The sequence below is a fragment of the Hymenobacter ruber genome, from assembly GCF_054783255.1.
The window spans coordinates 263,242-289,864 of sequence record NZ_BAAGQX010000004.1; the positions used below are offsets into that span (position 1 = coordinate 263,242).

General features: G+C 60.4%; 30 protein-coding genes. 8 read left to right on the forward strand and 22 right to left on the reverse strand.

Annotation, left to right across the window (positions count from 1 at the left end; genetic code table 11):
* Window positions 1-35 precede the first annotated feature (35 nt).
* Genes ACYVM5_RS11620 through ACYVM5_RS11635 form a run of 4 tightly spaced genes read right to left on the reverse strand, consistent with a single transcriptional unit; the run spans window position 36 to window position 1,865 of the window.
* Entirely contained in the window at window positions 36-413 is a 378-nt protein-coding gene (locus ACYVM5_RS11620) for a VOC family protein (RefSeq protein WP_460618273.1), read from the reverse strand.
* 5 nt (window positions 414-418) lie between these two features.
* Complete coding sequence (locus ACYVM5_RS11625; RefSeq protein WP_460618274.1) at window positions 419-952, reverse strand: dihydrofolate reductase family protein; 534 nt, start codon at window positions 950-952, stop codon at window positions 419-421.
* Between the two features lie 21 nt (window positions 953-973).
* Window positions 974-1,396, reverse strand: a complete 423-nt coding sequence (locus ACYVM5_RS11630) for a VOC family protein (RefSeq protein ID WP_460618275.1) — start codon at window positions 1,394-1,396, stop codon at window positions 974-976.
* A 46-nt stretch (window positions 1,397-1,442) separates the two neighbouring features.
* Window positions 1,443-1,865 (reverse strand): DoxX family protein, encoded by a 423-nt coding sequence (locus ACYVM5_RS11635; RefSeq protein WP_460618276.1) that lies wholly within the window; start codon window positions 1,863-1,865, stop codon window positions 1,443-1,445.
* A 195-nt stretch (window positions 1,866-2,060) separates the two neighbouring features.
* On the opposite strand from ACYVM5_RS11635, the gene ACYVM5_RS11640 reads away from it, so the two are divergent.
* Entirely contained in the window at window positions 2,061-3,050 is a 990-nt protein-coding gene (locus ACYVM5_RS11640) for a GlxA family transcriptional regulator (protein WP_460618277.1), read from the forward strand.
* Window positions 3,051-3,152: 102 nt separating this feature from the next.
* Here the strand turns inward: ACYVM5_RS11640 and ACYVM5_RS11645 are convergent, their stop codons facing one another.
* From ACYVM5_RS11645 to ACYVM5_RS11685, 9 genes are all read right to left on the reverse strand, one after another.
* Entirely contained in the window at window positions 3,153-3,599 is a 447-nt protein-coding gene (locus ACYVM5_RS11645) for a hypothetical protein (RefSeq protein WP_460618278.1), read from the reverse strand.
* 542 nt (window positions 3,600-4,141) lie between these two features.
* Window positions 4,142-4,546: a response regulator gene (locus tag ACYVM5_RS11650; protein ID WP_460618279.1), complete on the reverse strand. Its 405-nt coding sequence runs from the start codon at window positions 4,544-4,546 to the stop codon at window positions 4,142-4,144.
* Between the two features lie 30 nt (window positions 4,547-4,576).
* On the reverse strand, window positions 4,577-7,165 hold the full coding sequence (locus tag ACYVM5_RS11655) for a PAS domain-containing sensor histidine kinase (RefSeq protein ID WP_460618280.1): 2,589 nt from the start codon (window positions 7,163-7,165) through the stop codon (window positions 4,577-4,579).
* A 64-nt stretch (window positions 7,166-7,229) separates the two neighbouring features.
* Window positions 7,230-7,592 carry a glyoxalase superfamily protein gene (locus ACYVM5_RS11660; protein ID WP_460618281.1) on the reverse strand — a complete coding sequence of 121 codons (363 nt, stop codon included), beginning with the start codon at window positions 7,590-7,592 and terminating at the stop codon, window positions 7,230-7,232.
* Window positions 7,593-7,696: 104 nt separating this feature from the next.
* Window positions 7,697-8,344, reverse strand: a complete 648-nt coding sequence (locus ACYVM5_RS11665) for a zinc ribbon domain-containing protein (protein WP_460618282.1) — start codon at window positions 8,342-8,344, stop codon at window positions 7,697-7,699.
* A 145-nt stretch (window positions 8,345-8,489) separates the two neighbouring features.
* Window positions 8,490-9,089, reverse strand: coding sequence for a hypothetical protein (locus tag ACYVM5_RS11670; RefSeq protein ID WP_460618283.1), 600 nt, complete (start codon window positions 9,087-9,089; stop codon window positions 8,490-8,492).
* A gap of 192 nt (window positions 9,090-9,281) precedes the next feature.
* Window positions 9,282-9,968, reverse strand: coding sequence for a spondin domain-containing protein (locus ACYVM5_RS11675; RefSeq protein ID WP_460618284.1), 687 nt, complete (start codon window positions 9,966-9,968; stop codon window positions 9,282-9,284).
* A gap of 27 nt (window positions 9,969-9,995) precedes the next feature.
* Window positions 9,996-10,598: a peroxiredoxin-like family protein gene (locus tag ACYVM5_RS11680; RefSeq protein ID WP_460618285.1), complete on the reverse strand. Its 603-nt coding sequence runs from the start codon at window positions 10,596-10,598 to the stop codon at window positions 9,996-9,998.
* 253 nt (window positions 10,599-10,851) lie between these two features.
* On the reverse strand, window positions 10,852-12,177 hold the full coding sequence (locus tag ACYVM5_RS11685) for a glycoside hydrolase family 28 protein (RefSeq protein ID WP_460618286.1): 1,326 nt from the start codon (window positions 12,175-12,177) through the stop codon (window positions 10,852-10,854).
* Window positions 12,178-12,538: 361 nt separating this feature from the next.
* Between ACYVM5_RS11685 and ACYVM5_RS11690 the strand changes: the two genes are divergently transcribed.
* Window positions 12,539-13,657, forward strand: coding sequence for a GmrSD restriction endonuclease domain-containing protein (locus ACYVM5_RS11690; protein WP_460618287.1), 1,119 nt, complete (start codon window positions 12,539-12,541; stop codon window positions 13,655-13,657).
* Window positions 13,658-13,689: 32 nt separating this feature from the next.
* Window positions 13,690-14,295: an MAE_28990/MAE_18760 family HEPN-like nuclease gene (locus ACYVM5_RS11695; RefSeq protein ID WP_460618288.1), complete on the forward strand. Its 606-nt coding sequence runs from the start codon at window positions 13,690-13,692 to the stop codon at window positions 14,293-14,295.
* A 106-nt stretch (window positions 14,296-14,401) separates the two neighbouring features.
* Here the strand turns inward: ACYVM5_RS11695 and ACYVM5_RS11700 are convergent, their stop codons facing one another.
* From ACYVM5_RS11700 to ACYVM5_RS11710, 3 genes are all read right to left on the reverse strand, one after another.
* Window positions 14,402-15,055, reverse strand: a complete 654-nt coding sequence (locus tag ACYVM5_RS11700) for a Rossmann-fold NAD(P)-binding domain-containing protein (protein ID WP_460618289.1) — start codon at window positions 15,053-15,055, stop codon at window positions 14,402-14,404.
* 106 nt (window positions 15,056-15,161) lie between these two features.
* Window positions 15,162-15,530 carry an endonuclease domain-containing protein gene (locus tag ACYVM5_RS11705; protein WP_460618290.1) on the reverse strand — a complete coding sequence of 123 codons (369 nt, stop codon included), beginning with the start codon at window positions 15,528-15,530 and terminating at the stop codon, window positions 15,162-15,164.
* A gap of 105 nt (window positions 15,531-15,635) precedes the next feature.
* Window positions 15,636-16,472, reverse strand: coding sequence for a CvfB family protein (locus tag ACYVM5_RS11710; protein WP_460618291.1), 837 nt, complete (start codon window positions 16,470-16,472; stop codon window positions 15,636-15,638).
* Window positions 16,473-16,721: 249 nt separating this feature from the next.
* On the opposite strand from ACYVM5_RS11710, the gene ACYVM5_RS11715 reads away from it, so the two are divergent.
* Complete coding sequence (locus ACYVM5_RS11715) at window positions 16,722-18,179, forward strand: OmpA family protein (protein ID WP_460618292.1); 1,458 nt, start codon at window positions 16,722-16,724, stop codon at window positions 18,177-18,179.
* 197 nt (window positions 18,180-18,376) lie between these two features.
* Here the strand turns inward: ACYVM5_RS11715 and ACYVM5_RS11720 are convergent, their stop codons facing one another.
* The 5 genes from ACYVM5_RS11720 to ACYVM5_RS11740 form a co-directional block, all read right to left on the reverse strand.
* Window positions 18,377-19,072, reverse strand: a complete 696-nt coding sequence (locus ACYVM5_RS11720; RefSeq protein WP_460618293.1) for an MIP/aquaporin family protein — start codon at window positions 19,070-19,072, stop codon at window positions 18,377-18,379.
* On the reverse strand, window positions 19,072-19,581 hold the full coding sequence (locus tag ACYVM5_RS11725) for a GNAT family N-acetyltransferase (protein WP_460618294.1): 510 nt from the start codon (window positions 19,579-19,581) through the stop codon (window positions 19,072-19,074). Before ACYVM5_RS11725 ends, ACYVM5_RS11720 begins: the two co-directional genes overlap by 1 nt.
* Before the next feature lie 103 nt (window positions 19,582-19,684).
* Window positions 19,685-20,107, reverse strand: a complete 423-nt coding sequence (locus tag ACYVM5_RS11730) for an arsenate reductase ArsC (RefSeq protein WP_460618295.1) — start codon at window positions 20,105-20,107, stop codon at window positions 19,685-19,687.
* A gap of 42 nt (window positions 20,108-20,149) precedes the next feature.
* Window positions 20,150-20,611 carry a DUF6428 family protein gene (locus tag ACYVM5_RS11735; RefSeq protein WP_460618296.1) on the reverse strand — a complete coding sequence of 154 codons (462 nt, stop codon included), beginning with the start codon at window positions 20,609-20,611 and terminating at the stop codon, window positions 20,150-20,152.
* 52 nt (window positions 20,612-20,663) lie between these two features.
* Window positions 20,664-21,005 carry an ArsR/SmtB family transcription factor gene (locus ACYVM5_RS11740; RefSeq protein WP_460618297.1) on the reverse strand — a complete coding sequence of 114 codons (342 nt, stop codon included), beginning with the start codon at window positions 21,003-21,005 and terminating at the stop codon, window positions 20,664-20,666.
* 363 nt (window positions 21,006-21,368) lie between these two features.
* Between ACYVM5_RS11740 and ACYVM5_RS11745 the strand changes: the two genes are divergently transcribed.
* Window positions 21,369-21,821 (forward strand): energy transducer TonB, encoded by a 453-nt coding sequence (locus ACYVM5_RS11745; protein ID WP_460618298.1) that lies wholly within the window; start codon window positions 21,369-21,371, stop codon window positions 21,819-21,821.
* A 72-nt stretch (window positions 21,822-21,893) separates the two neighbouring features.
* Here the strand turns inward: ACYVM5_RS11745 and ACYVM5_RS11750 are convergent, their stop codons facing one another.
* Window positions 21,894-23,825 carry a BamA/TamA family outer membrane protein gene (locus ACYVM5_RS11750; protein ID WP_460618299.1) on the reverse strand — a complete coding sequence of 644 codons (1,932 nt, stop codon included), beginning with the start codon at window positions 23,823-23,825 and terminating at the stop codon, window positions 21,894-21,896.
* Between the two features lie 219 nt (window positions 23,826-24,044).
* Between ACYVM5_RS11750 and ACYVM5_RS11755 the strand changes: the two genes are divergently transcribed.
* From ACYVM5_RS11755 to ACYVM5_RS11765, 3 genes are all read left to right on the forward strand, one after another.
* On the forward strand, window positions 24,045-25,313 hold the full coding sequence (locus tag ACYVM5_RS11755) for a putative DNA modification/repair radical SAM protein (RefSeq protein ID WP_460618300.1): 1,269 nt from the start codon (window positions 24,045-24,047) through the stop codon (window positions 25,311-25,313).
* Window positions 25,314-25,320: 7 nt separating this feature from the next.
* Complete coding sequence (locus ACYVM5_RS11760; RefSeq protein ID WP_460618301.1) at window positions 25,321-25,599, forward strand: hypothetical protein; 279 nt, start codon at window positions 25,321-25,323, stop codon at window positions 25,597-25,599.
* A gap of 111 nt (window positions 25,600-25,710) precedes the next feature.
* The gene (locus ACYVM5_RS11765) at window positions 25,711-26,601 is read left to right on the forward strand and encodes a TIGR03915 family putative DNA repair protein (protein ID WP_460618302.1); all 891 of its coding nucleotides are present in this window, start codon (window positions 25,711-25,713) and stop codon (window positions 26,599-26,601) included.
* The last annotated feature ends 22 nt before the right edge of the window (window positions 26,602-26,623 follow it).

Sequence of the window (26,623 nt, forward strand, 5' to 3'; positions counted from 1 at the left end):
ACTGTCCGCTCCAGCGCGGACTCGCAGAGTCCACGCTACTTCCGCCCCGGAATCTCCTGCAAGGTCCAGGTATTGCCGTCGGGGTCCTGGAAAGCGGAGAATTTAATTCCGTCCATGTCCTGAATTTCGCCCATTACCACGCCCCGGCCGGCCAGCGCGGCCCGCGCTTCGGCAATGTCGGCCACCACCAGGTGCAGGCCGCGCAGCGAGCCGGCCGGCATGGCCAGCCCCGCCAGCCCTGCGGCCAGCACGATGGAGCAGCCCGAGCCCGACGGCGTGAGCTGCACCACGCGCACCGCGGGGCTAGGGCGCACGTCGTGGTCGAGCTTAAAGCCGACCTGCTCCACGTAAAAGGCTTTGGCGCGGTCGATATCGGCCACCGGCACGGGGATGAGTTCCAGTTTGAAGTCCATGAAAATCAGGCGGTGGCCGGCTGGTAGGTGAGCACCAGCACGCCCGTGCTGGTGGTGTGCGACGATTTTAGCTTGAAATCGGTGGGGGCTTCCGCAAAAAGGCGCTTGCCGTTGCCCAGCACTACCGGAAAAATCATGAGGCGGTATTCGTCAATCAGGCCGTGTTGGCGCAGGTATTCCACCAGCTGGCCGCTGCCGTAGACGAGCAGGTTCTGGCCGGGCTCCTGCTTCAGCCGGGCTACTTCGGCGGCCACGTCGCCCTGAATAATGCTGGCGTTCCATGCGGCTGTTTGCAGCGTGTGCGAGGCCACGTATTTGGGCATGCTGTTCATGCGGGCGGCCCCGGGGGCGTCGGGCATGTTGGGCCAGGCCCCGGCAAACGCCTCGTAGGTGACGCGGCCCAGCAGCAGGGCGTCGCTGGAAGCCATCAGCTCGCCCTGAAATTCGCCCAGCTCGTCGTTGAAATAAGGGGCCGTCCAGGCGGGGTTTTCCATCACGCCATCCAGGGTGAGGTATTCGGCGGCAATTACTTTGCTCATAATGCAGGAGTTAGGAGTTGGTTATTCGGCTGCTGTGCGCTGAAAATTGAACAGCCATTTGATGCCAAACTGGTCGGTAAGCGTCCCGAACTTACCGCCCCAGGGCATATCGGCCAGCGGGTCGACGACCTGTCCACCCTCGCCCAGCCGGGCAAAGGTGGTTTCAATTTCGGCGTCGTTGTCGAAGTGCAGGCTCAGGCGCACATTGTTGCCCGTGGCAAGGGTCCGGTCCGTTCTGCCCGTATCGGAGGCCATGATGGTGAAGCCGTGGGCCGTGAGCGTGCCGTGCATGATGTTGTTTTGGGCATCGGCCGGCATGTGAGCCGCCGCCGGCGAATCGCCATACCGTATCAGGTTGAGCTCGCCGCCCAGGCAGCTTTGGTAAAAGGCGAGGACCTCGCGGCAGTTGCCGTCGAAAAAGAGGTAGGGGCTGAGATGCATCATGGGGAGAGGCGGGTTAAAAGTGTGAAAAACAAGTAGAAATGGTAGGCTAAATGGCGTAAGTAACACCGGCGTGCTGGGCCGCCGGGACCGTTGGCCGGGCGGTGGCGAGGTACTGTTTCCAGAGGAAATAAATGCCGAACAATACCGCCGTCATCACCAACGCCGGCACTGTACCCACGAAGCCCATGCCGGCAAATGCCACCGATGCGGCCGCCCCGATAAAATCGATGGCGAAGCCAGCGAAAGCCCATTCCTTCAGGGTGCGGTACTTGTTCTGGAGCAGGGCCAGCGCGCCCAGGATTTTGGCCGCGCCCGTGATGGTCATGATGTAGAGCGGATAGCCGAGCTGGCGCATGGCTTCCTGGCCGTTTTTCTCCAGCATCAGGCCGGCCACGCCGTCGGCCAGCATCATCAGGCAAAAGAGAAGGGTGAGTGTCCAATAGAGGCGGGCGGTGGTGCGGGGTTTCATGGCAAAGCAGATTGAATGAGTGAAAAATGAAATGGCAGTGGCAAGCAGTACGGGCGGGTGAGGCCGGGTTTTTGCTAAAAATTATGGCGGCTAACTTGTTTAGCAAAGGTATTAGCAGAAATGGCCGGTGCAAGGGGGCGATTCTGCCCAATTAGGGGGCTGAATGCGGCACGGAATCACCTATATTTGACCGCTATGAAACACGTATCTATTCTGGTGCCGGCCGGCGATGCGGTGGTGGGCAGCATTGAAGGGCCGCACAAGGTGCTGAGCCAAGTGAATGATTTGCTGGCGGGCGCGGGCCAGCCGCCCGCCTTCCACATCGAGCTGGTGGGCCTCACCAAGCACAAAACCTTCAACCGGGGCCTGTTCACGCTGCACGCCCACCGCACGATTGACGAAGATTTTCGCACCGACCTCATCATCATTCCCGCGCCGCACGGCGACCTGGCCGAAGCCGTGGCCCTGAACCAGGACCTCATCGCCTGGATTGCCGACCAGCATGCGCGCGGGGCCGAAGTGGCCAGCCTGTGCCTGGGCGCATTTCTGCTGGCCGCTACGGGGCTGATGGACGGCCGGCAGTGTGCCACGCACTGGCTGGGCGCGCCGCAGTTTGCGGCCATGTACCCCGCCGTGCACCTCGTGGCCGAGCAGGTAATCACCGACGAGCAGGGCCTCTACAGCAGCGGCGGGGCCTATTCCTACCTCAACCTGATACTATACCTGGTGGAGAAATACGTGAGCCGCGACATGGCCGTGTGCTGCGCCAAGGTGTTTCAGATTGATATTGGCCGGCGCAGCCAGTCGCCGTTTGTCATTTTCCGGGGCCAGAAGGACCACGACGACGAGCCCATCAAAAAGGCCCAGGACTTCATCGAGCAGCACTTTGCCGAGAAGCTGGCGGTGGATGAGCTGGCCGCCCAAAGCTGCCTGAGCCGCCGCAATTTTGAGCGCCGCTTCAAGAAAGCCACCAGCAACACCGTGGCCGAATACGTGCAGCGGGTAAAAATCGAAGCCGCCAAGATGAGCCTTGAGTCATCGCGCGAAAACGTGAACGAGGTGATGTACTCGGTGGGCTATTCCGATACCAAGGCTTTTCGGACGCTATTCAAGCGCATTACGGGCGTGTCGCCGCTGGCGTACCGGGAGCGGTACAGCCGCAAAAGCCTGCCGCTGGCCGCGTAAGCGGTAGTGGGGATAGTACACGACTCGGCCCCTGATAGCTAGTGCTGTCAGGGGCCGAATCATTGCATCGGGTACGGTTGCCGGCCCCGCTGCCGGTGCGGGCTAGCGGATGACGGCAGCCACGGCTGCCGGCGATTTGGCGGGCGCCAGTTCGCGCACCGAAATGGTGGTTTGGGCCTTGCCTTGCACGTCCACGCTGTAGCGGTACTGCTCCTGGCCCACGCGCAGCAGCACGGCATACTGGCCAGTGGGCACCCCGCCAAAATTCAGCTTGCTGCCGTAGGAAGCGCGGTGGTTCACTTCGTTTACCAGGCAAACGTTGTGGTCCAGTGCCATAACCTGCATTTGCACCCGTTGCTGCGTGGGGTTCTCAACGGTGAGCCACAGGCCCTGGGCATCAGCCTGCTTGGCTTTCACGGACGGGGCACTTTGGGCCAGGGCGGCGCCAGCGCTGCCAGCAATGGCCAACCCGCCCAGCAGCAGGGCCCGCAGGTACGGAGCGGTGCGGGTTTGGGTGGTGGCGGGGCGGGAGGTGAGGGAGGTTTTCATGGTTTTTACAGAAAAAAGGTGAAATGGAAAAAGCGTGACGTTCTCGGCGGATACAGTACTAGGCGTGGAACAGTACAAATGTATGGTAGGTACTTTGTAAAGCAAGGTACTGTTTCAAATAATATACGTTTTGCATTGATATTACCCGTTTACTTGTTGATTATCAATGATAAAATTTTACAAGGAAAATTTATCTTTTGATTGAAAGCCTGCTTTTTTAGTTGATGAGGCGGGTTAATGGTCGTTGCAGGAGGGCCGCTGGGTTGCTTTTGGCGGGAGCGGAAACTGCTTCAGCAAGGAGAGCAGCCTTGGAACATGCCGAACGGGGAGGACTGCGGTGGGAGAGTGTGGCTTGGCCGGCAGGAAATCGGGAGAGCTTTCAAATGTGGATACCGCAGCCGGAAGCAGACGTTACAGCTCGTGCAAACTTTTTTTTGCAACGGCGGCGGGGCACAACGAAAAGCCCCGGCAATGGGGCACCGGCAAGAGCCTGTGGACTCCTGTTGCTACGCACTTCTTAAATCCGAAACAGGGCGGAGCCGCTACTGGAAATGCTGCTGCAGCACGGCATCAAGCTTTTCCAGGGTGAGGGGCTTGGTGATGCGGCCGGCGGCGGGCAGGGCTTCGAGGCGCGTGAGGTCGCGCGGGTCCATGGACGTGGTGAGAACCACCACGGTGGTGGCGCGCCGCTGGGCCGGCGGCAGCTCCTGGTAGGCCTGCAAAAATTCAATGCCGTTCATGATGGGCATCTGAATATCAAGCAAAATGAGGGCGGGATATGCGGGCTTGGCCGCAGTGCTGGCCTCCTGGATAACGGCCAGCGCCTCCTGCCCGTTTTCGGCCACCAAAATCTGTTCCGTCACGGCTAGCCGCTTGAGCAGCCGCTCGTTCAGGAAATTATTCGTCGGGTCATCGTCGACCAACAGCACACTGCTCAGCTTAGGCATAGGCTACCCTACGTAGGCAGGGCTTTTAAGTTAGGTGCGGTCTGGCAGCACCACCGTAAAGGTAGAGCCCACGCCCGCCGCGCTCTGCACCTGAATGGTGCCGCCTGCATTCTCGACAATGCGCTTGACCATGTAGAGTCCCACGCCAGTGCCCTCGACGTGGGTATGCAAGCGGCGAAACATCACAAACAGCTTGGTTTGCTCGTTTTCGGTGAGACCTAGGCCGTTGTCGTGCACTTCCAGCCGCACCTGGCCCGGGGTGCAAGTGGCGCGCAGCAACACTTGCGGAGCCCGGCCCGGCACCTGATACTTGATGGCGTTGCTGAGAAGATTGTAGAGAATGCTGCGCAGGTTTTTGGGCGAGAAGCGCACGGTGGGGCAGGCGGCCACGTCCAGCACCAGGTGGCCGCCGGCGGCAGCCAGGGCGGGCAGCAGGTCGAGGCGCACAGCCTCGGCCAGGGTGGCCAGGTCCACGGCTTCGGCGGGCTCGGCGTGGGCGTGCTGCAGCTTCGATACATCGGTGAGGTGGCCCAGAGTGCTTTGGAAGCGGCGCACGGCCCCGTGCATCAGCGCCAGCAGCTGGGTCACGTCGGGGGTGTGGCGCACGGCGGCGGGCAGCTGCTCGCCGAGGGCCAGCAGCAGGCCTTCGATGTTGGCGATGGGGGCTTTGAGGTCGTGCGAAGCGGTGTAGACGAAGGTGTCCAGGTCCACGTTGGTGCGGCTGAGACGGTCGTTGGTGTCGCGCAAATCTTCGTTGGCCACCAGCATTTCTTCGTTGATGGCGGCCAGCTCTTCGTTCAGCTCCTGCACCTGCTGGCGGGCTTCCACCTGCTCGGTGATGTCGGTGACGAGGGCGTAAAACCCCTGCACCTCGCCCTGGTGCACATCGGGAATGTAGTCGGTGTGAATGTGCCGCACGAAGTCTTCGCGGTAAGGCATGCGGGCTTCAAATTCCAGGCGTTCGCCGGCCAGGGCGCGGGCCACATAGCCCCGCACGGCAGCGTAAGCAACTTCGCCCACCACCTGCCGCACCGGCAGCCCGACCATGGCGGTGGGGGGGCGGTCGAACCAGTTCTGGTAGGCTTGGTTCAGGAACTGGTAGTGCTCGTTGCGGTCGATGTAGGAGATGAGTACCGGCAGGGCATCGGTAAGCAGTTGCAGGCGCTGGGCCCCAGCTTCGGTAGCCTGGCGGGCCAGCACTTGGGCCGTTACCTCGGTGGCCACCACCAGTACCCCGGTTATCTGGCCGTCGGCCTCGCGCATGGGCTCGTACACAAAGTTCCAGTACACGGTATCGCGGTGGCCGTGCCGGTCGATAAACGAGGGCAGCTCCTGGGCCACGAAGGGAACCCCCGTGGCCATCACGCCATCGAGCAATTCCTCGAAGCCCTGGCCTGCCGCCTCGGGCAGCAGCTCAAACAGCGGCGTGTGCAGGGCTTGTTCAAGCGTGCGGCCCCACAGCGCGCACACGGGGGCATTGGCCATTTCGATGACGTAGCGCGGCCCCTGGAACAGGGCAATGGCCACCGGAGCCTGTTCGAACACCTGCTGCAACTCGGTGCGTCGGGCCTCGGCTTCGGCGCGGGCGGCTTGCGCCTCGTGGGTGCGGGCGGCCACGCGGCTTTCCAGTTCCTGGTTGAGCGCAGAAAGTTGCTGCTCCGATTGGGCCAGGGCAGCATTGGCGGTCAGGAACTCGTCGTTGCTGGTCCGCAGCTCTTCGTTGATAGCGGCCAGCTCCTCGTTTAGCGCCTGAATTTCCTGGCGGGCCAGCACCTGTGGCGTCACGTCGTAGGCAAATACGAAAATGCCATTGATGGCCCCTTTGGAATTATGCCGGGCCTGGTAGATGAAATTGTAATAACGTTTTTCCAGCTCCCGGCGGCCTTCGTTGTCGTGGTCGAGCTGCACCAGCATTTCCGACGCCCGAAAGGTTTCGCCGGTCCGGTACACGTTGTCCAGCAGGCCGAAGATGGGCTGGCCCACCAGTTCGGGCATGGCTTCGGCAATGGGTTTGCCCACAATGGGCCGGTCGCCGACCAGCGCCTGGTAGGGCGGATTCACAAATTGAAAGACGTGCTGCGGCCCGTCGAACACGCAAATCATGGCCGGGGCATCGTGCAGCAGCAGCTCCAGGTGCTGGTGCTGCAACTCGGCTTCGGCGCGGGCCTCCAACTCGCGCGCCTGGCTGGCGCGCAACTCCTGCTCCATGGTCGTGCGGGCCTGGTCGTTGGTGTCGTCGAAATTCACCACCAGCACCTCGCCCTGGCGCTGGGCCACCAGCAGGTAGTACCCGTCGAGCCCGTCGTGCTGGTAGTTGTTCTGGCGACGCTCCACCCGGCCGCTCAAAAACGCGTCGCGGTAGAAGCCGAACACGCCGGCCGCTTCCGCCGTCGGAAACAGGGTCAGAAACGACTCGGTGGGGCGCTGGGGCAGCCGCAGCATCTGCTGAGCGGTGGGGTTGAGGTACACCCAGGCCAGGTCGATAATGGTGGTCTTGGCGGCGTCGAACACGGGCCGCAGCAGCATGAAGCCGGTTTGGGACGTGTTGAGGACCACCTGCAACAGTTCCTGCGAGTAGGGAACGTCGGCCGGGAGAGTCGGGGCAGCAGGAACGGGCATGGAGAATCAGCTAGGGCGGTAGTCCCCGAAGGTACAAGCCCCGGGGCTCCCCGCGCCGCGCAAGCTACCGGCGCTGCACAAACGTGAGGCGGTTGTGAAACGGGTCGATAACCGTCATTTCCAATGCCGTGGGGTCGTAGAAGGGGATATCCAGGCCCGGCTTGTTGTGCTTGTACTGCCGGGCCAGCAGCTGCGCGTGGTAGGCCGTGAGGTGCTCAAAATCGTCAATGAACACCCGCGCACCCGGCGCGCAGTCGCCGTGGTGCTCGGAGAGGTGCAGCGTCACGTCCTCCCGGGTGATTTGCAGATAGCCCGGGCTGCCCTCCGGCCGGTGCTCCCAGTCGATGCGGAAACCCAGCCAGTCGAGGTAAAACTCAATGGCTTTGGCGTAATCAAAAATGCGCAGAATGGGCTTGACGGTGGCCATGGAATTGGGAAGGTGAGACGAAGAAGCTAGAATCAACGAAAATTAAAAGAACGTCATGCTGAACACAGTCAAAGCATGACGTTCTCTTTACTCAACACCTCCCGCTATCCCGCCTTCGTGCCGCAGCTGGGGCAGAATTTCTGCTCGGGTTTCAGCGCCTCGCCACAACTGGTGCAGTGGCGGGGCTGGGTTTGGGCAGCGGTGGCGGTGCCGCAGCTGGGGCAGAATTTCTGGCCGGGAGCCAGCTTGGACTGGCAGTTGGGGCACTGCAGCAGGGCGTCGCGGTTCAGGAAATCGAGGTTTTTAGTGTAGTCCTGGGCGCGGGTCTGGGTGCGGATTTGCTCGCGCGTGGCCTGGGCCTGCTGGGCGCGCAGTTCCTCCTGCTCGTCGGGGGCGCAGTCTTCGCAGAGGCCGGCGCTGTGGTTCCAGCAGGCATCGGGGCACACCCAGTGGCCGCAGCGGGTGCATTGCTTAAACTGCTGCTTGCCCTCGGCCACGGCCGTTTCCAGTGCCGAGTCGTGGGCCTTGCCGCCCACGGCCTGCTGAATCTGGTAAGCGGCGTTCTCGACCCCGCCCAGGCCGCCAAACAGGCTACTGGCCGCGTTGAGCAGGCTGCCCGCAATGCCCATGGCGTTGGGCTGAAACCGCGACATATAGCCGTTATGGCACTTGTCGCAATGAAACTTGAACTGAAAGCCCTTATCGGTGGAAAGGTCGTCGTAGTTGGCAACGAATTGTATCAGGGAGCTCATGGCGCGGTGGGGAGAGGTGAGATGCAAATATGGGGATAAGCCCATGATACCGGCCGGCGCTCACGTTACGGGGCTGCTCCCTGCAACAAAAAAAGGCCCCGCCAATACCTGACGGGGCCTTTGCAGCGCGCTTTTGGGCGCGGGGCTAGAACGTGACGCGCAGGCTCACGGCCGCGTCGTTGTAGAAGCCGGTGTAGCCGTGGAACACCTCGAAGAAGGGCTTGTAATCGACGCCCACCACGAAGGGCAGGTCGGGCAGCTTGTATTCGAGGCCTAGGATGAGGTCGGCGCCGATGGCGAGGTAGGTGGTTTCGTCGTAGTAGTAGCCGTACTTGTTGCCTTTCAGGAAATACACGTCGCCGTTGCGGCCGTTGTAGTAAAACCGGTCGTCGGCGAAGTAGTAGCGGCCCTGGTAGGCCCCGGCGTGGAAGCCCGCACCGTAGTAAAACTGCAGGCCCTTCACATCGGCCACGCCCATGTGCTTTTCGCCAAGGATGGTGAGGCGGCCACCGTGCGCTTTGTACTCCGTCGTGAGCAGGCCCTCAATGGCCACGCCCTTGCCACTGCCCAGAAAGTGCTTCAGCGTGAGGCCCGACGACCAGCCGCCGCCACGCAAACCAATGCCGGTATTATATCCCGAACCGCTGCTGCTGCCGCCACCGCTGCTTTTTTTCTTTGATTGGGCATTAGCTGCCAGCCCGGGCAGCAGGAGCAATAGGAAGGCCGTAAGACGTAAATAATTCATGGGAAAACACTGTATGCGAATGATGAAACTTGGACAAAAGTAAGCGGCAGGGCAGGAAGTGCGCCGTGGCTCGGGCGCGTTCCGTCGCTACTGGTCCTCGCAACAGGGTATTGTCAGGTCTTTTCTAGCGTGAATTAAGACGGTCGTTGGCTGTAAGCTTTGGGTAGGGTAGCGCCCTTTACCCGAGCCGGCTTAGTTGATGCGCTCCAGGAGCCAGGTGCCTAGAGGCGGGCCGTCGGGCGCGGGGCCAACGGCGGGCGGCAGCAGCAGCGGGGCCACCACGCCGGCTGGCAGTGTGGCCTGGTCGGGGGCGGTGAAGGTGGGGCCGCTGTCGGTGCCGGCATCGTAGGCGCGGGCAGATACCCGGCGCTGGGCCACCCATTGGCCGTTGGCATCGAGCAGGTTTTCGTCTTCCAGCGCCACAAACCAGTCCGGGCTGGGCGCAATCATCGTAACGAGGCTCAGGCGGGGGTGGGCGGCATCCAGGCGAATGGTGTCGGCCACCGTGCCCGGCGAGCTGATGACGCGCCCCTCCAGCGTGCGGAAGGCCGCGCCGCTGCTTTGCAGGGCCATTATTTCGGTTCGCAGCGCGGTATTATTGCCGCGCTCGGCCATGTTTTTGATGCCGGTGCTGGCCGGCTGGCCGGGCCGGAACAGGAGGCCATCGGCCCGGTGCGAAGCCCCGATAACGGCCGAGAAATGCGCCCCTGCCGGGAAATTTATGTGCGTGCCCGCGCTCCAAGTGGCTTCAAAAGTGACGCGGTAGAGCGCCGGCCCAACGACCGGCGCGGGCGGCTGCTCTTCCAAATTATTGCTGGTGCAGGCTGCCAGCCCGAACAAAATGGCCCACAGGCCCAGGCGATGAAACGAGCGAAGCATGAGGCAAGCTGATAAGGGTGATGGGAATTACAGCGCCTGCGCCACTTGGCGCACACTGGCACGGTGGCGGTAGTCGGCATCGAAGTAGGCAAACCTGATTTTGCCGTCGCGGCCGATGACGTAGGTGGCGGGCACGGGCAGGATATTCTGGTCGAGCCCGTTGGCCTGCTTCAGGTCGATGCCGTAGGTCAGGTATTTTTTCGCCGTGGCATCGTCCACTACGAAGGCGGTTTTGTAGGCCTTCATAATGGTCAAATCCTGGTCATGTACGATGGGGAAAGAGGCCCTGGTTTTGGCCACCGTCTGGGTGATGTTGGCCGGGGTTTCGGGCGTTACCACCACTACTTGCGCGCCTTTGTCCGTGAGCACCTGCAACGAATCCTGGAGCTGGCTCAGCTCTTTGTTGCAGTACGGGCACCACTGCCCGCGATAGAAATACAGCACCACTGGCCCCTTTTTCAGGAGCTGGCGCAGCTCTATGGGGTGCCCGGTGGCATCCTGGCCTTTGAAAGCGGGAGCGGCGGTGCCCACTGCCAGGGCCGAGGCCGTGAGCGGCGGGGCCGAGGCAGTTTGGGCCAGCGCCGGGGCGGCCAGCAGCAGCGCGCCGACGAGATTCGAAAGGGTGTTCATGGATGGCCAGACGCTCACCAGATACTACCCTTACACCCGCCGCCAGCTTTTTTCAAGTAGGGCTTATGCAAATAATTTTCCCGCAGTGTTCGCAGTGGTCAAACCGCAGTGGCCGCAGTGTTTTTATTTGCCGGACACTGCGGCCACTGCGGTTTGACCACTGCGAACACTGCGGGAAATCACTTTTGATAACACAGCCCAATCACAAGCAAACCACGGCTAGTTGCCGCTTCATACTTGGTATAGTGCGGGATTAGTCCGGCTTCAGGGGCGTCGCGGCTGGGGCAGCCTGCGCGGCTGGCGTGGCTTTCAGCGGGGCACCGTTGAGGGTGACGTTTTCAAATTTCACGTCGGGGTACAGGTTGGGGAAGGCGGCGTTGTCGGCGGTGGCGGTCACGTCTTTGAAGGTGATGTTGGACACCTTGTCGGTGGGGTTGCCATTGAGCACGGCAAACTGCTTGCACTTCACGTTGACGTTGGAAATGCGGATGTTGCGGATGGTGCCGAAGGGCTTTTCGGTGCTGCCGGCCATGTTGAAAAACTGCATCCAGGGCGAGAGCGTGACGATGGTGCCGCACTTGCCGGTGATGTTTTCGACGGTGATGTTTTCGTAGAGCTGGTAGGTGTCGGGGCGCATTTTGAAGAGCAGGATGGGGCGCTCGTTGTCCACACGGCAGTTGCGCATGGTGATGCGGTTGGCGTGGATGCACTCGCTGCCGCAGGTGAGGGCGGCGTGGACTTCGCCGAAGGTGCAGTTTTCGACCAGCACGTCTTCGATGGGGCCGTTTTCGGGCAGTTTCTGGGCGGTGGGGCCTTTGCCGCCCTTCATGCAGATGCCGTCGTCGTTGACGGACACGTAGCAGTTGCGGATGGTGACTTTGCTGCACACGTCGATATCCACGCCATCGGTGCTGGGGGCCTTCACGGGGCGGAAGGGCGAGCGGATGTCGCAGCCGTCCATCAGCACGTTGGTGCACTGGTAGAGGTGGGTGGTCCAGAAGCCGGAGTTGTGCAGCTTCACGTTTTTGATGGTCACCTTATCGCAGCCCCAGATGAAGAGCAGGCGGGGGCGGTGTACTTCCAGGTTGGTGGAGGGCAGGTGGGCTTTCGACATGGAGTCGCGGTGCGCCCAGAAGGTTTTCCAGAAGCGCAGGCCGTTGCCGTCGATGGTGCCGGGGCCGGTGATGGTAAAGCCATTTACCTTGGTGGCGTTGACGAGGGCGGCGTAGTAATCGAGCTTCTGGCCCTCCATGCGGGAGGGGATGAGGGGGTAGTCGGCAATGTTGTCGGAGCCTTTGAGCTTGCCGCCGGCTTGCAGGCGCAGGTGGGTGTTGGGCTTGAAAAACAGCGCCCCGCTCAGGAAAACGCCCTTCGGCACCACCACGGTGCCCCCGCCGGCGGCACTGGCCTTGTCGATGACCTTTTGAATGGCCTGGGTGTTGAGCTTGGTGCTGTCGAGGCTGGCCCCGAACTGGGTGATGACGTAGTCTTTGGGCGCGGCGGGCTTTTTGGGGGGCGCGGGGGCGTGCAGCGAAAAGGCTGCCAGGCATGCGACCAATGGCGCGAGAAGAAGTTTCATAGGGCGGGAAAATTGGTTGAGGCTGCAAAGAAGCGCGGGGGCGCGGGGGAGACTGTTCTGTAGTCACCTGACCGGGGGCGGACGTGTGGCTGCGCTTCCAGGGCTACACCAAGCTCATCATCCTCGGCGGGGGCGGCCCGAAAGGCGACGTAGCCCCCAAGCCCGCCGCCTAAGCCGCGACGAGAAACAGAAAGCCCCGCCAGTAGCTGGCGGGGCTTTTTTGTAGTATTGGGGATTATTGAAGCTAATATCCTAGCTAAGCTTGGAAGTTCAAATCATGATAACTCGATATTTTTCGTTCATTTGATGTTCGTACCTTGCCGTTGTCCAAAATTAATCAAATGCCTTTAAATTCATTCATATGAATCTGCAACAACAAATTGATAAAGCAAGAAAAGAGATAAAAACCGATGGATACTCAATGTCAATCGGGGAGTGGATTAGCATCTATGAGTCTGAAGAAATAGATATTCACCCAGAATTTCAGAGGTTTTTTAGGTGGTCTGCTTCACAAAAGACAAGATTAATTGAATCTATACTTCTGGGTATTCCCATCCCGCAAGTTTTCGTTGCTCAGCGCCCTGATGGTGTGTGGGACGTTGTTGATGGTTTACAGAGGCTATCGACTATATACCAGTTGGTTGGGATGCTAAAAAAGACTAATGGCGAGCTTGAATCTCCTCTGGTACTACAAGGGACTAAATATTTACCGGGGTTAGAAGGTAAAAAGTGGGAGGATGATGATGATGATAAGTCTTTGACTCCAGCTCAGAGGCTTATTATAAAGAGAACAAAAATTACGGTTAGTATAATACTGCGCGAGAGTAACGAAACAAGTAAATATGAGTTGTTTCAACGGCTGAATACGGGTGGCTCATCTTTGTCAGCACAAGAGGTTAGGAATTCAATTGCTGTTATGATGAATATAGGGTTCTATGAATGGCTTCGTAAACTTGCGAATAACGATGATTTTAAAGCCTGCACTTCTCTTAGTGATAGAGCAGTAGACGAACAATACGATATGGATTTAGCTCTGCGCTTTGTAATATTTAGAACCATAAATCAAACGGATTTGAAAAAAGTTGGCGATGTCAATGATTTCTTAACTAATAAAATGATAGAGCTTCTGGAAACAAAAGCAATTGATATGAAAAAGGAAAAAGAGGCGTTTGATAAAACATTCAAATTGCTGCGTGATAGAATAGGCGAAGAATGCCTGCGTAAATATGATAATAATAAACAAAAGTTTACAGGGGGATTTCTCCTGTCTGCTTTTGAAGCAGTAGCTTTGGGTGTAGGCTACAACTACTCTGTGTTAGAGAAAACCAAAGGCGATTTAATGCCGATAGTTGCTGGAATTTGGTCCAACAAGGTCTTTGTTGCCAATTCCGGCTCCGGTGTAAGGGCATCTTCGCGCATACCGTCTATTATTCCATTAGGCCGTCAGATGTTCGTTCCTAAAATTCTAGTTAAGAAATGAAGGGCGGCACAATCGAAGAACTCTACGATTTTATGAGTGCTGAAATCTCTTGGCGTAGAAAGGAGCTGGATGATATCAAAGGACTGATTTTTATCAATTCTAAAATTGATTCAAAACGCAGAGTGTTGCTTAGGTCAGGGGTAACAATGTTGTATGCACATTGGGAAGGTTTTATAAAAAACACTGGCAAAGCATACATAAACTTTGTAGGAAAGAGAAGATTTAAATACAATGAACTTTCAACAAACTTCTTGGCTCTGTCTTTAAGACAGAAAATATCATTTGTTAAAAGTGATAATATTACTTCTTTGATTGACCTTATTAGTTTCTTTGAAAATGACATGGGTGAGAGAAGTACAGGCTTGTCAAAGGAAGAGGTTAATACTAAGTCAAATCTTAATTCAACTGTTCTAAAAAATATTATTTCTTCATTAGGCCTTGAGCATGAGAGCTTCGCTGCAAAGAGTAATTTGATTGATGTCAAATTATTGGAGAAAAGAAACGCCATTGCACATGGTCGGGATGTGTTAATTGATGAGGATGAATATATTGAGTTGCTGGATAATGTTCTAGCTTTGATGAATGAATTCAGGAATCAGATTGATAATTCTATGACACAGGAAAAGTATAAGCGCTAATGCCCAAAAAAGCCTCGCCAGACACTGGCGAGGCTTTTTGCTGCTTCAAGCTACGGCGCGGCTGCTCCTGCGTCGGGCGTTTCGCCACGGGGCGGGTAGGGGTGGCCTAGCGCGGCGTAAACTCTTCCGACGAGTGCACCCGCAGCCCGCCGCCATCTTCTTCGGCGGCGCGCAACATGGCGGCGGCCACGGCCGCGCCGGGCACCGGGCGGTATTTCAGCAGCGGCCCCCGCAGCAGGGGGCGCAGCAGTTTCAGCACCACGGCCCCCAGGCGCTCGCCCAGGCGGGGGTGCGGCCGCTCGCCCAGCAGCAGCGAGGGCCGGAAAATATGGATGGCCCGAAACGGGGCCTGCTGCACGGCGGCTTCCATCTCGCCCTTCACCCGGCTGTAGTAGATGCGGCTGTCGGCATCGGCCCCCATGCTGGACACCACCATGAACTGCGAGGCAAAATTGCCGGCCGCCAGCGCCGCCAGCTGCACCACGTACAGGAAATCGACCTTGAAAAACGCCTCCTTCGAGCCCGCCTGCGCCATGGTGGTGCCCAGGCAGCAAAACACGTCGTCGGCGATGAGCTTGAGGCGCACTTCTTCCAGCTTGTCCAGCTCCGTGACCACCTGCACCAGCTTGGGGTGGATAGTGGGCACGGCCTTGCGCCCCACCACAATCACCTTGGCGTAGCGCTCCGAAGCGAGCAGCAGCGGCAGCAGCTGCGAACCGATGAGGCCCGTGGCCCCGGCGAGTAAAGCGGTTTTTGGCATAGGTAGGGTGGGGGATGATTAGCGGTCAAACTCCCCTCCTTACCAAGGAGGGGATGTTCGCGCTTCAGCGCGAACTGGGGTGGTTGTGGGCGTAGAATGCCGGGCGTTAACGCCCAATCCCAATAAAGCTGCTTTCAATGGTTTGCAACACGCTTCCCAAGGCAGACCAGATGAGCTCGTTCTCAAATCTAATTACCCGAATACCAACGGCGTTCAGATACGCAGTACGCGCCGCATCGTGCAAATTACCGGATGTTGTGAAATGGCCGGCACCATCCAATTCAATGGCAAGCTTTTCCTGTGGGCAATAGAAGTCCAGGATGAATTCGCCGATGCTATGCTGGCGTCGGAATTTGCGGCCGGATAATTGGCCGCTTTTCAGGACGCTCCATAATTTGGCTTCGGCGGGGGTTAGGTTGTTGCGGAGGGTGCGGCGTTCGTCTTTTTTGTGGGGGAGGTTGTTGAGGGTGGTCATGGCTGATTGCTTTTGTTCAACGATTCTCCTACGCCCCAACCACCCCAGTTCGCGCTGAAGCGCGAACGTCCCCTCCTTGGTAAGGAGGGGAGTTTGACGTTCTACTTACTTCAGTACCGTGGCTTCCGGCTCCAGCAGCACCAAGCCCTGCCGGAACAGGGCGCCCAGCGCCTTTTTGAATACCTTTTTACTCATGCCCACGCGGCGGTACACGTCTTCAGCCAGGCTCTTATCGCCCAGGGGCAGGCGGCCGCCGGGCGCGGCTTTCAGGGCCTTGAGCAGCGTGTCGGTGGCCGAGTCTACTTCGCCGTAGCCGTCGCGTTGCAGGCGCACGTCGAGCTTGCCATCGGCGCGCACCTGGCGCAGGAAGCCGGTCAGCTGCTCGCCCAGGCGCAGGGGGCGGAATACTTCGTTGTGAAACAGCAGCCCCTGGTGCGTGCCGTTCACGATGACGGGGTAGCCCAGCTCGGTTTCGTCGGCCACCAGCAGGCGCACCTCGTCGCCGGGCTCGCCGCGGAAGGGCTCCTGGCTCAGGAACTGCTTCCACTTGGTGGAGGCCACGAGGCGGTCGCTTTCCTCGTCGAGGTACACGTACACGAACACCCGCTCGCCCACACGCAGGTCGCGCCGCTGGTTGCGGTAGGGCAGGAGCAGGTCTTTTTCCAGGCCCCATTCTAGGAAGGCGCCGGCTGGGCCATGGTCCTTCACGGTGAGGGCGGCAAAGCTGTCGACCAGGGCCAGGGGGCGCAGGTTGGTGGCAATGAGGCGGTCTTCCGAGTCGCGGTACACGAACACGCGCACGATGTCGCCCACGCGGGTGCCGGCCTCCACGTACTTTTCGGGCAGCAGCAGGTCGCCGTCGTCGGAGGTGAGGTAAAGGCCGATGCTGGTTTCGCGGGCTACTTCGAGGTCGTTGTAATCGCCGAGGAGGAGGCTGGCCATTTTCGAGGAGTGTTTAGGGGTGAAAGGGCAAAGGTCGGGCGAAAATGCTGACCTCAGAACTGGGTGGGGGCAAGCCCTGCCGGGTACGACCCCGTCCCTACATCGTTCGACCCCGAAGCTGCTTAAAAGGCATTACCTCATCCATAACCTTCTGTCATCTGCAAAGTATAGCGTATTGGCTATGTGTGTGACCCGGCGCCTTGCCGTGCCTTGCCATCGGGTCGATACTTCACTCCAAACCCCATTCGCATGAGACGTTTTTTAACTCCGTTGCTGGTCGTGGGAGTACTACTGGTGGCGGCCCCGCGCGGCCACGCCCAAACCGCCGACCGCAAAACCGCCATCAGCCTCTTCGGCAGCGCTTCCCAGTACAAGGGCAGCCTGGGCGAAGATTTCTGGAAGTGGGACCGCAACCGCTACGGCGGCGGCCTGGGCATCAACCGCTACCTCACCCCGGGCCTCGACCTGGGCCTGCAGGGCAGCTACGTGAAGCTCGAAGGCAGCCAAAGCGCGGCCACCAACTTCAGCACCAAGGTAACCAGCGTGAACCTAGCCCTGAAGCTAAAGCTCAACAACGGCTGGGCCATCAAGGAGGATGCCGTGGTGCAGCCCTACCTGCTGGCCTCGCCGGGCCTGGCCTTCACGAACCGCGAAGGCGTGGTGCGCGGAACTTCCGTCAATGACAAAACCACGTATTTCGACCTGTTTGGAGCGGCTGGCATCAACTTCCAGGTCAGCGAGGGCCTCGGGATTTTCATCCAAACCGGCCAGCACATTCCGCTGAATGCGAACTTCGACGGCGAGCCCATCCGCGACGCCGACAAGTTCGATGACCGGTACCTGCAGCACACCGCCGGCGTCACCATCGCCCTGGGCAAGCCCAAGGATACCGATGGCGACGGTGTGCCCGACCGCAAAGACAAATGCCCCAACACACCCACCGGCGTGGCCGTGGACCCCGCCGGCTGCCCCCTCGACGGCGACGCCGACGGCGTGCCCGACTACCAGGACAAGTGCCCCACCGAGAAGGGCCTGGCCACCCTCGAAGGCTGCCCCGACCGTGACGGCGACGGCGTGCGCGACGGCGACGACGCCTGCCCCGACCAGCCCGGTACGGCCGCCCTGCGCGGCTGCCCCGACACCGACGGCGACGGCATCCCCGACAACGTGGACAAATGCCCCGGCACGCCCACCGGCACCCAGGTAGACGCCAGCGGCTGCCCCGTAGTGCTCGACCAGGATAAAGACGGCGTGAACGACCCCGCCGATAAGTGCCCCGACACGCCCGCCGGCACTCGCGTCGACTCGGTGGGCTGCCCGCTGGCCATCGACCCCGGCACGCTGAAATTGCAGTCTCCCATCCGGTTCCGGACCAACAGCACCATCATCGAGCGCAGCTCCTATCCTAAGGCCAACAGCATTGCGGCCGCCATGAAAGCCCACCCGGACTATCAGCTCCGCATTATCGGCCACGCCGACAGCCGCGGCACCGATGAGTACAACCAAGCCCTGTCCCTGCGCCGCGCCGAAGCCGTGAAGCGCTACTTCACCAACAAAGGCGTCGAGTCTGAGCGCGTCATCACCGAAGGCCGGGGCGAGAGTGAGCCGGTGGCCCCAAATACCACAAAGGCCGGTATGTCGAAAAACCGGCGGGTCGAATTCAAGTTTGAGTACACCCCCGCGCCCGCAACCACGCCGCAGCCCTGATAAGGACGGCCTGGGAGAATGAAAAAGCGCCTCACCGCATTGGTGGGGCGCTTTTTTTGTGGGATATTTTAGGGAGTGTTTGTGATAGTCTGGCCTGCCAAAACGAGGTAGAGACGCAATATTTTGCGTCTCGTCGTTGCTGATGTTGTTTAGCTGTTTGTTTGAACGGCGCGGCTTCGGTCATTCAACGTCATCGTTCAACGACGAGACGCAAAATGTTGCGTCTCTACATCGGCCGCGGGGTGCAGCTGCAAGCCCTTATCCACCGCCACGGCCAGCAGTGCGCCGGCTACCGGCCCCACCACATACACCCACCAATCCGTCCAGATGCCGCTAAACAGGGCCGGGGCCAGCGAGCGGGCCGGGTTCATGCTCGCACCCGTGAGCGGCCCCGCCACCAGCGCCTCCAGCGCCACCGCCACGCTGATGGCCAACCCCGCCAGCATGCCCATTTCCTTCGGGCCCGAGGTGACCCGCAGAATCACCAGCATGAGCCAGAAGGTGAGGAACGTTTCGATGCCGAGCGCCTGCCAGGGGCCGTGGGCCGGCAGCGTAGCCCCGAGGTCGGAGCCCGGCCCGGCCACGCCCAGCACCAGCCCGCTGCCCAACGCCGCGCCCGCCAGCTGCGCCAGCACATAGGGCGGCACCCGCGTCCCGGGAAACCTTCCCATCGCCCAGAAGGCCACCGTCACGGCCGGGTTCACGTGCGCGCCGCTGGTTTCGCCCAGGCTCTGGATGATGACGAACACCACCAGTCCGAAAGCCGCCGCCACACCGCCGTGCCCCAGCGCGTGCGTCTGGGCATCGACCACCGCCGCGCCGGTCCCAAAAATCAACAGAATGGCCGTGCCCAGCGCCTCGGCCAGCAGGCAGGTTCGCAGGCTTGGTTGCATCAGGCCCCGGCGGTGTTGGCAGTGCCCACCACCGCGCTGCGGCGTTCCAGCAGCAGGGTATCGTGCCACACACCGCGCAGCTGGCCGATGCGTTCGCGCCGCCCCACCTGCCGGAAGCCCACCGCCTCATGCAGCCGCACGCTGGCTGTATTTTCAGGAAAAATGCCCGCCTGTAAGGTCCATAGGCCTTTTTGTTCCGATTCTGTTACCAGCGCTTTCATTAGGGCCAGCCCCACGCCGCGCCCCCGGGCGGCGGCCCCCACATACACGCTCACCTCGGCCACGCCCGCGTACACGCAGCGCCCCGAAACCGGCGAGAGGGCCGCCCAGCCCAGCACCCGACCCGTTTCGTCGGTGGCTACCAAGCGGCAGGAAGCCAGGTGGCCGGTATCCCAGGCTTCCCAGGTAGGCGGCTCGGTGGCGAAGGTGGCGGTGCCGGTGGCCATGCCCTCGGCGTAAATGGCGCGCACGGCCGGCCAGTGCGCGGCCGTGAGAGGAAGTATGGTCATGGAGTAAATGGGGTAGGGGCGGGACTTGCCCCCGCCCGTCGTTGAACAAAATCGTTAGAACAGTGCCTATTCCACGGGCGGGGGCAAGCCCCGCACCCCACCCCTAAAACTCGGCCCGCACAAAGCCCTGCGCATAAGCCTTCACCTCATCGCGCACGCTGCGGAACTGGGCCATTATTTCCTCCTCGCTGCCGGTGGCCTTAGCGGGGTCGGGGAAGTTGTGGTGCAGCTTTTTAGCCGTGGAGGGAAACACCGGGCACACCTCATTGGCATGGTCGCACACGGTGATGATGTAGTCGAAAGGCACGGCGGCGTACTCATCGACGTGGTTGCTGGTGTGGGCTGAGATGTCCACGCCGTCCTCGGCCATCACGCGCACGGCGCGGGGGTTTAGGCCGTGCACTTCGACGCCGGCGCTGTACACGGTGGCGCGGTCGCCCAGCGCCTGCGCCAGGTAGCCGTGCAGCAGCTGGCTGCGGCAGGAGTTGCCGGTGCATAGCACCAGAATGTTCTTTTTAGCAGGCATAAGGGGTTGGGGAAGCAGTTGAAAAGCGTTGGTTATAGTCATCTAGCAGCACCCGCTGCCCGGCGCGCAGCCCGCCACTTGCAGCTGGGGCAGGGCAAACTGCTGGTCGGCCGGAATGCCGCAGGCATCCTGCGCCAGGCAGGCCGTGTGCTTGGCCGTGAGCAGGAAATCAGTGCCATCAAAGGCCAGCCCGAACTTGCCGATGGTGGCCTGCTGGTACTCCACCTCAATGTCCAAATCCTCGCGCCCCAGGATTTTCTCCGACAATTGCAGGATGTGCAGGAATTTCTGCGGGGCCAGCCGGTGGTCGTAGTCGCCGGCCTCCCAGAGCTGGAAGTTGGCCACCGTTTCGCGCCGCTCCACGCCGCCGCAGTCGATAAAATGCTTGCTCACCAGTCCCACCTCCGTCACATGGAAATGGGCCGGCAGTTGCGTGCCATCGGGCAGCCGGAAGCTCACGGCGCTCAGCCCGTTCAGCACTTCTTTCATCTCGGAGATTTTCATGGTATTGCTTGGTTAAAAGTGATTCTGGAAGGAGGGGAGGGCATTAATCAGCTCAGCAGCAGCCGGGAGTGGCAGTCCCAGGAGTGGGCATTTCCGTCAGCAAATCGCCGAGTAGCTGCCGGGCCACGGCCCAGCCGGCCGGGTCGAGGCAGTAGCACACGCGGGGGCCATCTACTTCGCCCTGCACCAGCCCGGCCGCTTTCAGCTCCTTGAGGTGCTGCGACACGGTGCTTTGCGACAGTGGCAGTTCCAGCACCAGTTCGCCGCACACGCAGGCCCGGCGCTGGGCCAGCAGCCGCACAATGGCCACCCGCGCCGGATGCCCTAGCGCCTTTGCTATGACCGCCAGTCGTTGCTCTGCTTCGGTGAATTCGGCCCGCTTGTGAGTAGCCATACAATGTTTTTGTTTATCGTCGATTTACGATTACAAACATAGCTGATTTTCTACTACTCACTTCAGTTGTTCGAATCGTTATTAGAATAGTTAAATTAAATAATTGCTAACAATAATTAAGGTGTTATAAAAAAATGCAAATGGATAATATTTTTGTGTCATAGGAATATCCGCTCAAACCGCTATTGCGCTAGCTTCGCTGAATATGGGATTGGCCGATAGTACCTTTTCTAAATAGTTTTCTGCACTTGACAGCGCATTTATTTTATTTAGAAAAGCCAATTCCGTAAAACTTTCGTAGCTTAGGCTGTTGCTAGACTTTCTGGCCTTGCGTTTATCATCTACTCCTTATTCCCTCGCGACGTGATAAATCCTCTACGCTTCCTGTTAGGTGTTGGTCTGCTGGGCCTGCTGGCTACCGGCCAGAGCCTGGCCCAAACCGGCCCCAACCCGGCTGCCCCTGCCAGCCCGATGGCCCAGGCCGCCATCAAGCCCGATTCGGTATTCATCAACCCGGAGGTACGCCCGCAGTTTACGGGCGGCGACAAAGCCTTTATGGCCTACCTCAGCAAGAACATCCGCTACCCGCAGCAGGCCTTGCAACGGCGCATATCGGGCCGGGTGCTTGTCAATTTTATTCTCAGTGCCCAGGGGAAAGTGCAGGATGCCCACGTGGTGAGTGGCCCCGGCTCCGGCCTCAACGACGAGGCCCTGCGCCTGGTGTGGCTGATGCCGCCCTGGGAGCCCGGCCGCTCCAACGGCCAGCCCGTGCGCACGGCCTGCACCGTGCCCATTTCCTTCAATTCGGGCAATTGAGCGACTGAGTAGCGGTATGACTGAGCGGCGTAGTGAGTTGCTTTCACTCAGTCATACCGCTACCAATTTACTTTATTGAAACGGGGCTGTGCCAGGGGCCCCGAGGCCGAAATCGTTGAACGTCACCGTTTCGCGGGTCGACTCAAACATTTTGATGCCATTGGGCGTGGCCAGCCCGCGCGGGTAATAGCCGATGAGCAGCTGGAACGTGCGCAGGGCCGTGAACTCATTGCGGAAGCGCAGGCCCAGCCCAAAGGCCGTGTAGGGCGAGCCGCCGAAGGGCGTGCCGCCCCGGGGCTGGTCGCTCACCCAGGCGGCATCGGCAAAGGCGATGCCCGCCAGCCGGAACCCCAGCAGTGAGAGCGGAGTAAAGAGCGTGGTTTCGTAGTTGACCACGAAGCGGCTGGTGGCAATGATGGGCTGCCCCGGCGAAAACCCGCGCAGGCCCCGGTCGTTGGTGATGCCCTGGAGGATATCGCCGGGGTTGCGGTTCAGCCCGATGGTGCCCCGGCTGCTGAGAAAGTGCCGGTACTGCCAGTTGCCCGCGTGGTAGAGCTTGGTGAAGGCCGTGAGCTCGGTGCCCAGCAGGCCCTGTTGCCATACGCGGGGCTGGTTGACGGTCTGGAATGAGCCAAAATCAACGGCTCCGTAGAGGTAGCCGCTGTTGGCGCTGAAGCTGGCCGCCGCAATGCGAACATCAAAATAGCGGCGCGGCAGCACACTGTTCAACTCATAGCCCGCCGTGAAGCTGAGCAGCGTGCCCGTGGGCACGTCCTCGGTGCGGCCAAAGCCGAACAGGTACCGGGCCTTATAATAGCGGCGCACCGAATAACCCACCGTGCCCAACAGCAGCGCGCCGTTGTGGTAGGCCGGCGGCGGAATGTCGGTGGGCTGCGGCGTGGCCGTATAATTGGTGTTGATGACCCGGGCTGCCACAATGATGCGGCCCGGATTCTCGTAGCCCAGGTCGTAGGAGCGCAGGCGCAGGGCGCGGCCCACCCAGGCATCCTGCACCAGGTAGCGCAAGGGGTAAAACACATATGGCTGCCCCTCGGGTGGGGCCTGCAAGGGAATGTTCTGGTCGTAGGCGTTCAGGTTGATGGCCCCGGCGTAACGCGTGCTGGGCGAATAGAAGTCGCGGGTGAGCGACACCCCTCCTGAGCGGTAGTTATATTCGTTGCGGTAGCGGGCCTGGGCATACAAAAAATGCCGAAACGGAGCCGTGTAGCTGCCTTCGTAGGCCCAGGATTGGGGCAGCTCGCGGCCGTAGCGGTAGGAGTTGGCCAGTTGGTGGCCCTGGCCCAGGAAATTGTCGTCGCCGGCCGTGATGACGCCCGACGTGGGCGTGCCCACCTCCACGCCCGCCGTGATGCTGAACACGTCCTTGGTCAGCACCTCAATATCCACGCTGTCGCGGGTGGTGGTGCGCTCGTTCACCAGCACACGGGCATCCAGGATTTCGGGCGTCTGACGCAGCAGGCGTTCCGATTCGGCCAGGGCCTGGGGCTCCAGCGGCTGACCGGGCCGGAACAGCAGCACCTGCCGAATACGCGAACGCGACGTTTTGATATGCAGCGCATTACCCGCTTTTTCAATGGCCGTGCGCGGCACCCGGGTTGAATCGGACAGGTTGTAGCCGAAGGCGTCGAGTGTGCGGATGTTGATGTGCCGCACGATTTTGAAGTTGTGCCGGTCGAACTGCCGGTCCAGCAGCACGGCATCGAGCCCGGCCTGCTCCTCCTGCCGCCGCGTGAAATTGAACAAGGCCGACGCCGCCCGGCCGGCAATGGTTTTGCGGCGCGAGTAGGCCTGCAGCCGGTTCAGCAGCCGCTGCTCGTCGAAGCGCTGGCGCAGGGAGTCGGGGCGCTGGGGAAGTATCTCCAGCTTGGCTTTCAGCGAGTCGGGCGGCACGGCCGAGCGCGGGTCAAACGTCTGCGCGCGCGCCGGCCGGGCCAGCAGGCCCAGCAGCAAAAACACAAGCAGAACCAGACCGCGAAAGCTCATTTGGGGACGCAACGCCGCAAATTACAAAAAGGAGCCGCGGCATTGGTGCCTTGCTTGCTCACCAGTAGTATTTCGCAGCGGTTTTACTAAGTCGTTGCGAAATAATAGCCAGGTGTTTTTCCCGAAAAAAGAAACTATTCCCAAAAAAATTAGCTTAAACGATAGTGCTCAATTGGGCGCTGATTATTAATTTTAAGGCCGAAAGCAACGTCCCGCCGCATGAACGAACGCATTCAGGAGAAACTAAGCATATTAGCCGATGCGGCCAAGTACGATGCGTCGTGCAGCAGCAGCGGCGGCAAGCGCAAAAACGAAAGCAAAGGCCTCGGCAACGCCGAGGGCATGGGCATTTGCCACAGCTATACCGAGGACGGCCGCTGCGTGAGCCTGCTGAAAATCCTGCTCACCAACCACTGCATTTTCGACTGCGCCTACTGCGTCTCGCGCCGGAGCAACGACGTGAAGCGCGCCGCCTTCACCGTGGAGGAAGTTGTGGACCTCACCATCAACTTTTACCGCCGCAACTACATCGAGGGTCTGTTTTTGAGCTCCGGCATTTTCAGCAGCCCCGACTACACGATGGAGCGCCTGGTGCGCATCGTGAAAAAGCTGCGCACCGAGCACCGGTTCAATGGCTACATCCACGTCAAAACCATCCCCGGGGCGAGCGAGGAGCTGATTCAGGAAGCTGGTTTGTATGCCGACCGTCTCAGTGTGAACATCGAGTTGCCCTCGGAGCTGGCCCTCACTACGCTGGCCCCGGAGAAAAACTACCAGGAAATCCTGACCCCGATGGCCCAGATTCGGGACGGCATCATCCAGAATAAGGAGGAGAAGGCCTTGTTCAAGAAAGTGCCCGGCTTTGCCACTGCTGGCCAAAGCACCCAGCTCATCGTGGGTGCCAGCGCCGAAACCGACCTGCAAATCATCAAGCTGACCGACAGCCTTTACCAGGGCTACGGCCTGAAGCGCGTATACTACTCCGGCTACATCCCCGTGACCGACGACGCCCGTCTGCCGCAGGTGACGCAGCCGCCCGTCATCCGCGAGCACCGCCTGTACCAGACCGACTGGCTGATGCGCTTCTATGGCTTCCAGGCCGACGAAATACTCGACCCCGCGCACCCGCACCTCGACCTCGAAATCGACCCGAAGCTGGCCTGGGCCCTGCGCAACCGCCACGTTTTCCCCATCGACGTGAACGTGGCCGATTACGAAATGATACTGCGCATTCCCGGCGTGGGCGCGCGCTCGGCCAAGCGCATTGTGGCCGCCCGCCGCTTTACCACGCTCAACATGGAAACCCTCCGCCAGCTGGGCGTGGTGCTCAAGCGCGCCAAATACTTCCTCACCTGCCAGGGCGAACACCAGCCCATCATCGGCGAGCTGAGCGAGCAGCAGGTGCGCCGCCAGATTCTGTTCGGCGCTGGCTCGGTGCGTTCGGCCCTTGTCACCCAGCAACTCGATTTGTTCGCCCAAGCCTCCTGATTCTGCCATGCAAGCTGATTTCAACCCTCTTACTTCCACCACGCAGCTGCACCCCGGCCAATTGGGCGGTGTGCAGCACGACATCCTCTTTTCTGTCATGAAAGTCATTCATCGCCAGCCCGAAAACACCGTCCGGCCCGTCACCGCATCTTCCGATAAAGTTGACCGCCTCTCGTGCTGCTGCCGCCTCAGCGAGCTGATGCCACTGGTGCGCCAGCTGCACAGCGATGCCCGCGCCCGCTACGAAGCCGGCCGCCAAAACGAGCAGCGCCAGCAAGCGGCGTAAGGTTGTAGCGCGAACTTTTAGTTCGCGTCCCCGAACGATAGCCGAACGGCTCTAACGGCGCAGGGACGCGGACTACAGAGTCCGCGCTACATTTCATCAAGCTACTCCCTATTGAAACCCGTTCGCCGCCCATTCACCGCCATTGCCCCTGCCGCCCCGCGCCGGCCGGGTGCCCCCGCGCTCACCGCCCCGCCGTTGGACTATACCTACGACGGCACGTTTGAGGGCCTGCTCACGGTGGTCTTCACGGTGTACGACTGGCGAGCCGCCCCCAATAGCATTCAGCCCGAAGCCACGGCCCAAAGTGGCCTTTTTTCCCAGCCCGCCCACCGCGCAACCGACGAAGCGCAGGCTGCCCGCGTGTGGGAAGGGCTCCTGAAAACGATGGATAACGAGGCCCGCGCCCGCCTTTACCACGTGTTTCTCAGCGAGGATGCCGACCGGGAGTTGTTGATTTTCCGCTACGTGGATTTGGCGCTGCGCTCGCCCGTGGACATTTCGGAGAACTACGCCAACGCCGACGTGCGCCGCGTGCAGCGCCTGGCCCAGATGATGTTCCGCGAAAAGCACCGCATGGAGGCCTTCGTGCGCTTCGAAAAAACCGGCGACGAGCTTTTCCACGCCACCATCGAGCCGGATATGGACGTGCTGCCGCTCATTGCCGCGCACTTCACCAAGCGCTACGCCGACCAGCGCTGGCTGATTTACGACCGCCGCCGCCATTACGGGCTGTACTACGACCTCACGCGCACCGACATCGTGCAGTTCGAAAACCCGAAGGGCCGCAATGCTACCGATATTTCGGCCACCGTGCTTGATGAGCGGGAGCCGCTGTTCAGGCACCTCTGGCAGACGTATTTCGACCACGTCAACATTCCCGAGCGCAAAAACCTGAAGCTGCACCGCCGCCACATGCCGCTGCGCTACTGGAAATACCTCAGCGAAAAGCAGCCCCGCGAGCAGCGTTTCGTGCCCATCAACAACAAGCGCCCGCCCGGCTAAGCTAACTTGCGGCTCGAATAAG